Below are 12945 nucleotides of genomic sequence, written 5' to 3' on the forward strand. Positions count from 1 at the left end.
AGTTTAGATGTCAATGTTGGCATATTTGGCATTACGCTCAATAAACTCTCGGCGAGGTTCAACATCACCACCCATGAGAGTGGAAAACAATTTATCTGCTCCCGCAGCACTTTCAACATTAACCTGTTGCAGTGTTCTGGTTTCAGGGTCCATCGTTGTTTCCCAGAGCTGCTCAGGATTCATCTCCCCGAGTCCCTTATACCTGGAGACATCAAATTTTCTTCGCCCTTTTTTCAGTTCTTTTACGAGTTTATCCCGTGTGTCCTCATCCCAGGCATATTCAATGTTCTTTCCGACAGTGATTCTGTATAGAGGAGGTGTAGCTATATATACAAAGCCATTTTCGATAAGAGGGCGCATATATCGGTAGAAAAAGGTCAATAATAGTGTGCGAATGTGCGAACCATCCACATCTGCATCTGTCATGACGATTATCTTGTGATAGCGAAGTTTATCAACATCAAAATCTTCATCACCATGACCAACACCTGTTCCAAGTGCTGTGATCATGGCCTGAATCTCTTTGTTTTCAAGGATTCGGTTGATCTTTGCCTTTTCCACATTAAGTATTTTACCTCTTAGTGGCAGGATAGCCTGGAAACTCCTATTGCGGCCCATTTTAGCAGAACCACCGGCAGAATCACCCTCAACGAGATAAATTTCACTATGTTCAGGATCTTTTATGGAGCAATCAGCCAGCTTTCCGGGTAAACCGCCTCCGCTCATAACACTCTTGCGCTGTACGAGCTGTCGCGCTTTACGGGCAGCTTCTCTTGCCTCAGCAGCCAGCACTACTTTTTCGATAACCTTTTTAGCCGCTTTAGGATTTTGTTCCAGGTACTCATTCAGTTGATCATAAACAACAATTTCAACGGCACTTTGAACTTCTGAATTACCCAATTTAGTTTTGGTCTGGCCCTCAAATTGAGGCTCCTGAACTTTGACACTGAGTACAGCAGTCATCCCTTCCCGGAAGTCTTCGCCTGATACATTGATTTTACTATTCGACTTTATAAGACGGTTTTTCTCAGCATAAGATTTCAGAGAACGGGTCAGGGCTCTCCGGAATCCGGAAACATGAGTACCGCCTTCTTTTGTATTAATATTATTTACATAAGAATGTACGTTCTCTGAAAAGGAACTATTATACTGAATTGCAATTTCTACAGGTACATTGTCAATGTCTCCGGTAATGTGAATTGGCGTTTCAAGCATAGATTCACGGTGTTCGTCAAGAAAATCGACAAAATCTTTTACACCGCCTTCGTAATGGTAAACTTCCTTTTTAAGGTCTTCGTCTTCTTCCCTTTCATCTACAAGGTCAATGGTTATCTCAGGATTTAGGAAAGCAAGTTCGCGCATGCGTTCTGCGATAATATCAAACTTGAATTCGGTTGTCTGGGTAAAGATCTCAGGGTCAGGAGTGAAGGAGATCTTTGTACCTGTTTTGTCTGTTTTTCCTTTAACTGAAAGAGGAATAGTAGTTGCGCCTTTGGAAAACTCCATCACATGAATTTCGCCGTCTCTGTGAATCTCAGCACGGAATTTACTTGCAAGGGCATTCACACAACTAACACCGACACCGTGTAAACCACCGGATACCTTATAAGAATCCTTATCAAATTTACCACCGGCGTGAAGTTTGGTAAGAACAACCTCAACGGCAGGAATTCCGAGTTTTTCATGAGTGTCGACGGGAATACCACGACCATTATCGAAAATGGTCATTGAGCCGTCTTCATTGATGGTAACATTTATATAGTCACAATAACCGGCAAGGGCTTCATCAATTGAATTATCTACAACTTCATTGATAAGGTGGTGAAGTCCGCGCTGTCCTGTGTCCCCGATATACATAGAAGGACGCTTTCTAACCGCTTCCAGCCCCTCCAAAACCTGTATGTTCGAAGCCTTGTAGTCAGATCCTTGTTTTTTTGCCATAATTTATGGAGTGATAGCTTTGTTAGATGAGTTGATTGATGGCAGAAAATAGAGCTTACACAGGCAAAATCAAAAAAAGGAAAGGTATTTGTTCAAATTAATAGAGGAGTGCGTTCTGGGTTAAAATACAGAGCCAACAAAAGGCTTCACAGTGTGGATAATTCAGAAAAATGTGGATAATTCAAATTTTCGTGTTCAAAATCATTGAACTTTGATGTTTATAGCTCTATCTTTGGTGTCTATTTTCATTATGAATTAACCTAAGAGTACGATGTCGCGAAAAGACGATATTACAGGCAAAGGAGCTTTGAACGGTTACCGTTCATCTAAGTCGAATAATAAAACGAAACACCGCTTTCAGTTGAACTTGCAAAAGCGTCGTTTTTATGTTCCTGAAGAAGATAAGTGGGTGACACTTAAGGTTTCTGCTAAAACTGTGAGAACAATAAACAAGAAAGGAATTTCTGCGGTGCTTAAAGACGCGCGGAAAAATGGAACTCTTTTAAAAGAAGTATAAAACCATGGCAAAAGGAAACAGAGTTCAGGTAATTTTAGAGTGTACCGAAAAACCCGGTTCATCTCGCTATGTTACGACAAAAAATCGAAGAACGACTACTGATCGACTTGAACTGAAAAAATACAATCCGGTTCTTCGTAAACATACTGTTCACAAAGAAATTAAATAACCAGAGATATGGCTAAGAAGCAAGCATTTGGACAAGACGCACTATCAGCAAAAGCAGCGCACCGAAAAATGGCAAAGGTTATTATGGCCACCAAGAATGACAAAGGTAAGTATGCCTATAAAGAGGTGATGATGGATCAGGATAATGTGCAGGAATATATTAAGCAGAATAAATCCTGATAGCTTATTCATAAAGAATGTCTAAGGTTACGCAATAATGATTGTGTAACCTTTTTTTTTGGTTATTTTTAGAGAGGAGGAACATATATGTCTATTAAAGAATTATTAGCATCGGATATTAAGAAAGCAATGAAAACTCAAGATCAAGACCGTCTTAAGGTTTTGCGTTCATTGAAATCGAAACTGATGGAAAAAGAAATCAGTGAGCGAAAAGAAGGTGAAGCTGAGCTTACGGATGAGCAATCTGTGGGGGTATTAATGAAAGCTGCCAAGCAGCGCAAAGAATCTATCGAGCAGTTTAAAGAAGGTGGAAGAGACGATCTTGCTGATATTGAACAGGCTGAACTGGAGATCATAGAGCAATATCTGCCAAAAATGATGGAGGAGGAGGAAGTGCGACGAATTGTAAAAGAAAAGATACGCAGTGTCGGCGCTTCCGGTATGCAAGATATGGGTAAGGTAATGGGCCCGATTATGGGGCAATTAAAAGGAAAAGCAGAAGGGGCAATGGTTAGTAAAATTGTAAAAGAAGAATTGGGAGGCTAATTCCCGAATGTTGATCCTGGATCTGATTATCGCAATACCTGTTTTGTATTTTGCCTATAAAGGTGCGGTAAATGGATTGGTCAAAGAAGTACTCAATATCGTAGGTATAATACTGGCGGTATTTATCACATTTAAATATTTAGACATGTTTACAGGCCTTATAGGCCCAATGTTCGAAGAGGGTGCATCATATGTACCCTTTATTTCAGGCACTATTCTTTTTGTCGGCACACTTGGTATTGTCGCAGCTATAGCATACGGTACCAAGGAGTTCTTAAAAGTGATCAAACTCAGTTCAGTGAATAGAATACTGGGTGCTACTTTTGGTATACTTAAAAGCTGTATAATAGTCAGCACTGTTCTGTTGTTGTTATCAGGTTTCAATATTCCTGCCGAAGAGAATCGAAAAGAATCTTATTTATATCCCGCAATTATTTACGTAGCTCCATTAGCCTATGATTCAGTAGCCTTGATCTATCCCGGTGCTGAAACTTATTCAGAAACACTTAAGAAAAACGTTGGAAGCTACAATCCATTAGATAACATTCCATTCTTAAACGATAAATAAATAAAATGGCATTTATACCGGTTGAAGACCAATTAGAGATCATTCGGAGAGGAACGGTTGAAATTGTACCACAAGATGAACTCATTGAAAAATTAAAAAGGTCTAAAAAAGAAAATAAACCTCTTAAGATAAAACTTGGCGTTGATCCGACTAGACCTGACCTACACTTAGGTCACTCAGTGATCCTTAGAAAAATGAGGCAGTTTCAGGATCTGGGGCATGAAGTCATATTGATCATTGGTGGTTTTACAGCTATGATCGGGGATCCAACCGGACAGAATAAAACCCGACCGGCATTAAGCCTTAATGAGGTGAATGAAAATGCGGATACCTATATAGAACAGGCTAAAAAGATACTCGATGAGGATAAACTTACTTTGACCAATAATTATGATTGGTTGGGGGAGATGGACTTTATGGATGTCGTTAAGTTATCCTCTAAGTTGACGGTTGCCAGAATGATTGAAAGAGATGATTTCTCAAAACGTTTTGAAAACAATGAACCGATCTCATTGCATGAGTTTTTATATCCCCTGGCACAAGGGCAGGATTCTGTTTACCTGAAGTCTGATGTAGAACTCGGAGGAACTGATCAGAAATTCAACCTACTTGTAGGACGTCAGTTGCAAAAGGAAGATGGACAGGAACCACAGGTTTGCCTTATGATGCCGTTACTGGTTGGTACTGATGGCAGTATGAAGATGTCAAAATCGTATGACAATTATATTGGTATCAATGAGGATCCAAATGATATGTATGGAAAGTCATTATCTATTCCGGATGACCTCATCTACACCTATTTTGAGTTAGTTACAGACATTGAAACAGAAGATCTTCCTACCGTCAAAGAAAAAATTGAGTCGGATCCACGAAACGCGAAGCATGATCTGGCTTATACTATTGTTAGAATGTATCATGGTGAAAAAGCGGCCAAAGAGGCTAAAGAACATTTTGAAAAAACGGTGATCAATAAAGAAGTTCCTGATGATGCTCCTGAGTTTAGTTTCCCGTCAGGAGAAGAAATTCGTTTGTTGGATATTGTAGCAGAAACAGGTTTTTCGCCAAGCAACGGTGAAACCAAACGTATGATAAAGCAGGGTGGAATCAGTATAAATGATAAAAAGATAACGGATAAAAATTACTCAATTACTTTTAAGGAAGGAGATGAATTTACACTGAAAGTAGGGAAGAGAAATTTTGCAATTATAAAAGCTAAATAAGTATAAGGTTTTGAAAAAGATTAGTTCTTATAACGTAAACGGTATCAGAGCAGCTCACCGTAAAGGATTTGTAGACTGGGTAGAAGAAAGTAAACCGGACATAATATGCATCCAGGAACTCAGAGCTACTGAGAAACAGGTGCCGAATGATATTAAAGACCTTGATTATCAGGAGTTTTATCATGTTGCTGAGAAAAAAGGCTATTCAGGTGTAGCTATTTACAGCAAGGAGAAGCCTCTGCAGGTTGAAACCGGAATTGATGTAGATTGGATAGACTCTGAAGGTCGAATCATTATGGCTGAATATGATAAATTCAGAGTCTTCAGTGTGTACGCCCCAAGCGGAACCACCGGTGATATAAGACAGGACATGAAAATGGACTTCCTGGATAAATTCATTCAATTTGGTGAGCGGTTCACGAATGATGACAAACCATCCGTCTTCTGTGGTGATTTTAATATTTGTCATACCGAAATTGATATTCATAATCCTGATAAACAGCATAAAACATCAGGGTTTTTGCCGGAAGAACGGCAATGGGTAAGTGATTTTCTGAAACGGGGGTATGAAGATGTATTCAGACGACTTCATCCGGATAAAAAAGACCTGTACAGCTGGTGGAGTTACAGAGCGGCCTCTAAAGATCGAAATAAAGGCTGGAGAATTGATTATCATCTGGCTACACCAAACTTAGCTGAAATGGCCACTCAGGCAGAGATCGAGAAGAAATGGGATCTTTCGGATCATGCACCGGTAAGCATCAGTTATGATATTTAAAAAATAAGCTGAATATGATAAATGTATTCGGCTAAAAACTTGATCAGATGGGAACACACTTTAAAGGCGATAAAGAAGAAAAACGAACGCTTAATGCGTTCATTAAGCTAACGCGAGCCAGTGAAAGTGTGAATGGCCGGCTATCCCGACATCTGTCAGATGCAAACTTAACCGTAACCCAATTCGGTGCCCTGGAAGCATTGTTGCATCTTGGTCCGCTGAACCAAAGAGAACTTGGCCAAAAATTACTTAAAAGCGGCGGAAACATAACACTGGTGATCGATAATCTTCTAAAAAATGAGATGGTTGAAAAGGTTACTGACCCCAATGATCGCCGTGCCGTAATTATCAGTCTGACGGATAAAGGGAGGAACTACATTGAAAATTTATTTCCACAGCATCTCGAAAGAATAAAAGAAGAATTTTCGGTACTCACCTCTGAGGAAAAGGAACAATTGGCTTACATTTGTAAGAAGCTTGGGCTAGAACGAGAAGAGTAGCTTTAAATAATTGTAGAATATTTAATAAAATAATAGGTGCCCAATGATGTTTAGTGTAAGTATTGGAAATGAAAAACAATCAAAAGAACAAAAGCTGATAAATGTATTACTTACGTTGGCAACTGGTGTTCTAACTTTGGCTTTCCCAAACTTTCTCTATTTGATCGCCGGTGGATATTTGTTGGCACTTGGGCTCATGTTTATGGCCTTTAAGTTTCCCGGTGCTGTAACGGCCTTACCTATCGTAGCGGGTATTCTGATCTTTATTTTTCCTGAGTTGATCCCCTTTACCTTTGCCGGCTTTTTGGGGCTTTTTGGAATCCTGATGCTATTTGGCCTTTCGTTCAGTGTACTTGGTATCATTACCATCATCATAGCGGTTATGATCATTATGAATCCGGATTCAGTGGCTTACTTCATTGCATTTTTTATGCTGACCTATGCTGTCTCAAACCTCATTCAGTTCTTTAATCAGTGGAATAATAAAGGCCCCAAAGAAAAGGGTGATGGGGAGATCATTATTGAATAGGGTGGCCTGAAGGGAACCTAACTTCATTTAAATAATGATCAAAGATCCCTAGAACTTCGTTTAATCTTTAATGGATTCGTAAATGAAGTAGGGGGGAATATTCTTCCAGCAAAATTCGGTGGTAAAATTACCGAATGCCTCTGTTAATGGTTCTTTAAGATGGCCTGAGGTCTGATAAGCTAAAAATGATCCTTCAAATTTTAGTACGCCTTTAGTTTTGCTTAGGATATCCATTTTCATATCCCAGTCGAAAAAAGAAAAAGGGATCCCTGAAATCACATGATCAACATTCCCGACCAAATCATCCGGAAGTAAAGTTAAAATATCTTCAACGGATTCATGAAAAACGGTTAAACGGTCATCGTCAATGCTACTGAGTAAATCATAGAAATTGTCGTTGGTCTCAAACACAAAAAGCCGGGCATTGGGGTGCATTTCTTTTAAAAAATGCTTGGTAAAAACACCGGTTCCGCCACCATATTCTACGATAACATCCGTTTTGGGGAAATCAATATATTTACAAAGCTGTCGAACGCAGTACTTTGATGAAGGAGTAATGGATGCGACATCTTTATCAGATGCAAATGATTTCAAAAACTCGATCGTCCCTTTCATGTAGTCTCTATTAATTTAAATATTTAATGGTTGTTTTCGCCCGGCGAAATTACTAATTACCATTAACTAACTATAGTTCATTTTCCAATTTTCCAATTTGATCGCGGATACGTGCCGCTTCTTCAAATTCCATATTTTTAGCTGCATGATACATGGTTTCACGTAAATGGTCTAACAGTTTGTCCTTACTTTCAAAAGTCACTTCTTTCATAGCTGGACTCGCTTTATACTGAATACCTTCATCTGCTACTCTTATGACCTCAAGAGCATCTTCTTCAGGTTCCTCATCTTTTCTGGCAAAGTCAAAACTTTGGCTGGAGATAAGACTAGGATCAACAAGAGGTTTTAATTCTTTCTTAATGGTTGAAGGAGTAATACCGTGTTTCTCATTGTATTCTTCCTGAATTTTTCGTCGCCGTTTGGTTTCTTTTACGACTTTATCAATGCTTTTTGTGATCTTATCAGCATATAATATAGCTTTGCCACCTACATTTCTGGCTGCACGACCAACAATCTGAAATAATGATGTTTCAGACCGCAAGAAACCTTCCTTATCAGCATCCATGATGGCTACCAGGCTGAGTTCAGGAATATCGATACCTTCACGCAGCAGGTTGATCCCCACAAGTACATCAAAATCACCGCGCCTGAATTTATATAAAACTTCAATTCTTTCAAGGGCATTTAATTCACTGTGCATATATGCCGCATTAATATTGAGGTTCTTGAGGTATTCACTCAGTTCTTCACTGAGTCGTTTGGTAAGTGTAATGACCAATACGCGCTCTTTTTTAGCGATTTTCTCTCGAATCTCCCCAAGAAGGTCATCTACCTGATTACCGAGTGGCCGGATCTCAATTTCAGGTTCCATCAGACCGGTTGGGCGTATGATCTGCTCAGTATAGACGCCACCTGATTTCTCCAATTCATAGTCACTGGGTGTTGCACTTACAAAAATGACCTGACTAACCAATTCTTCCCACTCATCAAATGTGAGAGGACGGTTATCGAGAGCAGATGGAAGTCGGAAACCATGTTCCACTAATTCCACTTTTCTTGAGCGATCGCCGCCGTACATGGCAGATATTTGAGGAATGGTTTGATGACTTTCGTCCACCACAACCAGATAATCGTCAGGGAAATAATCTAGTAGACAATAAGGTCGTTCACCTGGTTTACGGGCACTTAAGTACCGTGAATAGTTTTCAATTCCCGAACAATACCCGATTTCCTGGATCATCTCAATATCGAAAAGGGTGCGCTGCTCAATACGTTTGGCCTCCAGAAATTTTTCTTCGTCGATCAACACTTTTTTGCGCCATTCCAGTTCTTCCCGGATCTGTTCAATGGCAGTTTCCAATCTCTCCTTGGACGTAACATAATGCGATGCCGGATATACACGGAATTCATTAACGTTATCAATGATGGTACCATCATTGACATCAAACAGCTGTAGGGACTCAATTTCATCGCCCCATTGTGTAATACGCAAACCTTCATCAGAGTAAGCAGGATAAACATCGATCACGTCTCCTCGCACTCTGAAAGTACCACGTTTGAAATCGAGGTCGTTTCGGTTATAGTGGAGATCAACAAGATCATAAAGTATGGTATTGCGAGGGATCTCCTGGCCGACGTTTAAATTCAGGATAAGCTTTTCATATTCTGAAGGAGAACCGATACCATATATACAGCTCACTGAAGAGACAATGATCACATCGCGGCGCCCGGAAAGAAGTGAACTTGTAGCTCTTAATCTCAGCCGCTGGATCTCTTCATTGATGGAAAGGTCTTTTTCAATATACTTATCTTGTGTAGATAAATAGGCTTCAGGTTGGTAATAGTCATAGTAGGAAATGAAAAACTCAACACGATTTTCAGGGAAAAAATCACTGAGCTCGCGATATAGCTGAGCGGCCAGGGTTTTATTATGGCTCATCACTAATGTAGGCCGTTGTACATTCTCTATAGTATTAGCTACAGTTCTGGTTTTTCCTGAACCGGTAATTCCAAGTAAAGTCTGGAACTTATCACCGGCTTCTATGCCTTCAGTTAATTCGGCAATGGCAGCAGGTTGATCGCCAGCAGGTTTGTAAGGGGAGTGTAGTTTAAATTCAGCCATAAATAGCTTTTAAAGGTACAAACTGTAGTGTAACTTAGGAAACAATTTTATTCGTTAATTTATAACGTTAACAAACGACAAAACACATGGTTGTCATTATCATTCCTAAGTGTTTATACACTGTTAATAAAAAATTATTGGGTGTTTGCTAGACAATAAAATGCATAAGTATCCAAAGTACCACCAATTATTATCCTAATAAAAAAATATAAGCCAATATGTCCCACAGGCATAAAGAACTAGAGTCCCCACGTAAACGGATTGATGAAATTGATGAACAGATATTAGACTTGCTATCAGAGCGGGGTGATATTGTTCGGGATGTGATCAAGAGAAAAGTTGAAAACCAGCTTCCGGTTTTTGTGCCGAAAAGGGAGGATGAAAAATCCAAAGCATTTAAAAAGCTGGCCAAGTCAAAAGGAATTGATCCGAATTGGGCAGAAGATTTCTTGAGAATGATAATGACAGCATCGAGAGCGACTCAATCGCAGGAAAAATTTCCGATCGCAACCAAAGAACCGAAGCATATTTTATTTTTAGGTGGTGAAGGAGGGATGGGTAGTCTCTACAAACGCATTGCAGAGCAAACCGGACACATCACATACTCGATAGACAAAGGTAACTGGCATGAACTTGAGGAAGTTACTCCCGATCTGGACATGGTGATAGTGACGGTTCCTATAAAAGTAACTGAAAGTGTGATAGAACGGCTTGGTGGCAGACTTAATGAAGAAACAATACTGGCCGATTTCACGAGTAATAAAACAGCACCTATTGAGGCTATGCTGAAAGCACATGAGGGCCCTGTTGTTGGCTTACACCCTATGCATGGCCCCGATGTACAAAATCTGTCGAAGCAGCTAATGGTGTTTTGTGGGGCGCGTAAAGCAGACAAAGCAAGTTGGTTCATCGATCAATGTGAATTGTGGGGTATGAGGGTAATTGAAGCAGACCCGGAAAAGCATGATCACGTTATGCACTTGGTTCAGGGACTCCGTCACTTTGTGGCCCTGTTGCATGGTTCCTTCATGGAGGAATACGACCTAAAGCCAACTGATATGCTTGATTATTCCTCCCCAATTTATCGCGCAGAATTGATGATGACCGGCCGGATCTTTGCTCAGGATGCTGAATTATATGCAGATATCGTGTTTGCGAATAAAGAGCGCAGAAATCTGCTATTAAAGTTTTTCGAACATCATCAAAAACTCGCAAAATTGGTTGAAGAGAATGACAGGGAAGGATTTATAAGAGAATTCGAAGGGGTAACCGATTTCTTCGGAAAATTTGCAACCCAGGCACTTGAGGAAAGCGGTTATCTTATAAACCGGTTAGCGGACCGTTTTGCTTAGGTTTGTGCTAGAAAGCTAAAATAATTTAAATTGTTCAGGTATTAAGGAAACTGTTGTTCAGCTTTTCATCCGGCTAAACCGTAAAGCGCTTATCATCCAGTTAGGCAGGTTTTTTCGGGGATCACGTTTGGTCATGTCTATATACCAGCCTATCTTTTTCATGATAGGTACTTTGTGGGTTTCCACGAACTCGATCAGAGTGCCGTCCGGGTCTTCTACATAGGTAAACCGGCCGGCTGCTTCTCCCATATCAAAACTGTTTGCCGAATCGACTGTAAAAGGAAAGCCCTGAGCTTTGAGATCATTTTTAAGGGCATCCATACCCTGTATATCAAAGCAAAGATGAATAAACCCAAGGTCGCCCCAATATCGGTCTTTGTAGATCTTTTTGGGGTCACGCCCATGCACTTCAATCAGTTCTATTTCAGTTGGACCAAACAAATGACTGAATCCGCCCTCCCTGTTTTTAGAATGACGTAATAAAACCCTGCGTACTTCATGGCCAGCACCGGGTAACCCCATGAAATCTTTAAAACTACCGGTTTCGTCATAAATTACATGATCATATCCTAAAACATATGAATATAATTTACGAGCTTCTTCAATGTTTGTGGAACCGATCATAGCACCCACAACCCCACCGGTTGTTTTAGGCGTTTTCTTCTTAAAGAACTCTTCCCCACTTACAACCTGCCAGATATTACCATAAAGGTCTTTAAGAAAAAAGTTCAGCTCTCCACCCGGATTTTCTTCCAGTGAAGTAATGATATTGAGACCTGAAGATTTCATTTCCTTAAAGGTCTGCTTAACATCTATTGACTTTATCTTTCCGTAGTTAATGCCAAGATCGCCTAACAAGATATCAAAATCCGCAGGCTGAGGCTTTCGGCTTGTGTATTGCCAGATCTCGAAACCCCCTCCACCCTTCATATTCAAAGTCAAAATCGCTGTGCGGTCATGCGGTTTATTGCCGGTGTAGGGTAGCATCAACTCTGCCGTAGCTTCGTCCTCAAAAACCTTAATATCCATTCCAAAATGTTCTTTGTACCAGTTGGTGGCTTTGTGAACATCGGGTATGCCTATTCCAATTTGCTGAATCCCTGAGATGACTTTTTCCATATTCTTTTTGTGATCCTGAACGAGTTTTTTGGGAGTGAACTTAGAGTAAACTGTAAATCAGGATGCAGATAATTTTTTGAATAGTTTAATACGCTAACAAGCATAAAGGTAAGCTATTTAAGGAAGCTGATAAACTATTAATAAAGTGAGTAAACGAATTTTACAAGCTCGAAACTGATCTTAAGAACTTCTTGAATTCTTCAGTGTCATATTTGGCCATGCCCTGATGTTCCATGACGATATCTCCCTGTGGCGAAATGACATAAGTGGTAGGTACAACAGAGCTGTCATACACTCTAGGCTTTGCAATAACAGAGTAAACCGGAAAGGTAAACTCCTTCCTGGCCACGAAATCCCAGGCTTTTTGAGGATCCTGATCTAATGATGCCATCACAAAAACAATATCTTCATCATCAATATCATTATACAGGCGCTGAATATTGGGCATTTCAGCAATGCAAGGTGGGCACCAGGTAGCCCAAAGGTTCATGAAGATCGTTTTGCCCTCAAACTCAGATAAATAGATCCGGTCTCCGTCTATGGTTAGAAGCGGCATGCTGTATTCCGCTCGCTCCCCGTGCATGATTGAAGATTCCGTATTCGGTTGTAGTATACCGGTATAAAGCAGTACACTTTGTATTTTGCCGATCACTTCTGTGTGGTATCCACTTGCATACAGTGCACCACCGATCAAGAGGATGAATATCCACTGTGTGATCTCCTTCTTGAGAGATGATGACTTTTCCTTATTTGATCCTTTCTTGCTCATGAACTAAATATCGGGTTATTT

Annotated in this window: 15 protein-coding genes; 10 read left to right on the forward strand and 5 right to left on the reverse strand. The window is 40.2% G+C overall.

Going from position 1 to position 12945, the window contains the following annotated elements:
• Positions 1 to 3: 3 nt before the first annotated feature.
• Positions 4 to 1941 carry a DNA topoisomerase (ATP-hydrolyzing) subunit B gene (gene gyrB, locus ACKGJO_RS12295; protein ID WP_411323737.1) on the reverse strand — a complete coding sequence of 646 codons (1938 nt, stop codon included), beginning with the start codon at positions 1939 to 1941 and terminating at the stop codon, positions 4 to 6.
• 271 nt (positions 1942 to 2212) lie between these two features.
• Between gyrB and rpmB the strand changes: the two genes are divergently transcribed.
• The 9 genes from rpmB (at position 2213) to ACKGJO_RS12340 (ending at position 6947) form a co-directional block, all read left to right on the forward strand.
• On the forward strand, positions 2213 to 2458 hold the full coding sequence (gene rpmB, locus ACKGJO_RS12300) for a 50S ribosomal protein L28 (protein WP_411323738.1): 246 nt from the start codon (positions 2213 to 2215) through the stop codon (positions 2456 to 2458).
• A 4-nt stretch (positions 2459 to 2462) separates the two neighbouring features.
• Positions 2463 to 2627: a 50S ribosomal protein L33 gene (gene rpmG, locus ACKGJO_RS12305; RefSeq protein WP_103664281.1), complete on the forward strand. Its 165-nt coding sequence runs from the start codon at positions 2463 to 2465 to the stop codon at positions 2625 to 2627.
• 8 nt (positions 2628 to 2635) lie between these two features.
• The gene (locus ACKGJO_RS12310) at positions 2636 to 2806 is read left to right on the forward strand and encodes a DUF4295 family protein (protein ID WP_411323739.1); all 171 of its coding nucleotides are present in this window, start codon (positions 2636 to 2638) and stop codon (positions 2804 to 2806) included.
• A gap of 87 nt (positions 2807 to 2893) precedes the next feature.
• Complete coding sequence (locus tag ACKGJO_RS12315; protein ID WP_411323740.1) at positions 2894 to 3352, forward strand: GatB/YqeY domain-containing protein; 459 nt, start codon at positions 2894 to 2896, stop codon at positions 3350 to 3352.
• Positions 3353 to 3359: 7 nt separating this feature from the next.
• Complete coding sequence (locus ACKGJO_RS12320) at positions 3360 to 3920, forward strand: CvpA family protein (RefSeq protein ID WP_411323741.1); 561 nt, start codon at positions 3360 to 3362, stop codon at positions 3918 to 3920.
• Positions 3921 to 3925: 5 nt separating this feature from the next.
• Positions 3926 to 5140: a tyrosine--tRNA ligase gene (tyrS, locus tag ACKGJO_RS12325; protein ID WP_411323742.1), complete on the forward strand. Its 1215-nt coding sequence runs from the start codon at positions 3926 to 3928 to the stop codon at positions 5138 to 5140.
• Between the two features lie 10 nt (positions 5141 to 5150).
• Complete coding sequence (locus tag ACKGJO_RS12330) at positions 5151 to 5918, forward strand: exodeoxyribonuclease III (RefSeq protein WP_411323743.1); 768 nt, start codon at positions 5151 to 5153, stop codon at positions 5916 to 5918.
• A gap of 47 nt (positions 5919 to 5965) precedes the next feature.
• A complete protein-coding gene (locus tag ACKGJO_RS12335) occupies positions 5966 to 6418 on the forward strand; it encodes a MarR family winged helix-turn-helix transcriptional regulator (RefSeq protein ID WP_411323744.1) in 453 nt (150 codons plus the stop codon).
• Between the two features lie 43 nt (positions 6419 to 6461).
• Entirely contained in the window at positions 6462 to 6947 is a 486-nt protein-coding gene (locus ACKGJO_RS12340; protein WP_411323745.1) for a hypothetical protein, read from the forward strand.
• A gap of 60 nt (positions 6948 to 7007) precedes the next feature.
• Here the strand turns inward: ACKGJO_RS12340 and ACKGJO_RS12345 are convergent, their stop codons facing one another.
• Together ACKGJO_RS12345 and uvrB are read right to left on the reverse strand one after the other, a co-directional pair.
• Positions 7008 to 7562: a class I SAM-dependent methyltransferase gene (locus ACKGJO_RS12345; protein WP_411323746.1), complete on the reverse strand. Its 555-nt coding sequence runs from the start codon at positions 7560 to 7562 to the stop codon at positions 7008 to 7010.
• Between the two features lie 70 nt (positions 7563 to 7632).
• Positions 7633 to 9684, reverse strand: coding sequence for an excinuclease ABC subunit UvrB (uvrB, locus tag ACKGJO_RS12350; RefSeq protein ID WP_411323747.1), 2052 nt, complete (start codon positions 9682 to 9684; stop codon positions 7633 to 7635).
• A 218-nt stretch (positions 9685 to 9902) separates the two neighbouring features.
• On the opposite strand from uvrB, the gene tyrA reads away from it, so the two are divergent.
• Positions 9903 to 11036, forward strand: a complete 1134-nt coding sequence (tyrA, locus tag ACKGJO_RS12355) for a bifunctional chorismate mutase/prephenate dehydrogenase (RefSeq protein ID WP_411323748.1) — start codon at positions 9903 to 9905, stop codon at positions 11034 to 11036.
• Between the two features lie 57 nt (positions 11037 to 11093).
• Here tyrA and ACKGJO_RS12360 read toward each other — a convergent pair whose 3' ends face one another.
• Positions 11094 to 12155, reverse strand: a complete 1062-nt coding sequence (locus ACKGJO_RS12360) for a VOC family protein (protein WP_411323749.1) — start codon at positions 12153 to 12155, stop codon at positions 11094 to 11096.
• Positions 12156 to 12315: 160 nt separating this feature from the next.
• Positions 12316 to 12924, reverse strand: coding sequence for a TlpA family protein disulfide reductase (locus tag ACKGJO_RS12365; protein WP_411323750.1), 609 nt, complete (start codon positions 12922 to 12924; stop codon positions 12316 to 12318).
• Between the last annotated feature and the right edge of the window lie 21 nt (positions 12925 to 12945).

This window comes from Gracilimonas qinghaiensis, assembly GCF_046602855.1.
In the GTDB taxonomy this organism is placed as follows: Bacteria; Bacteroidota; Rhodothermia; order Balneolales; family Balneolaceae; genus Gracilimonas.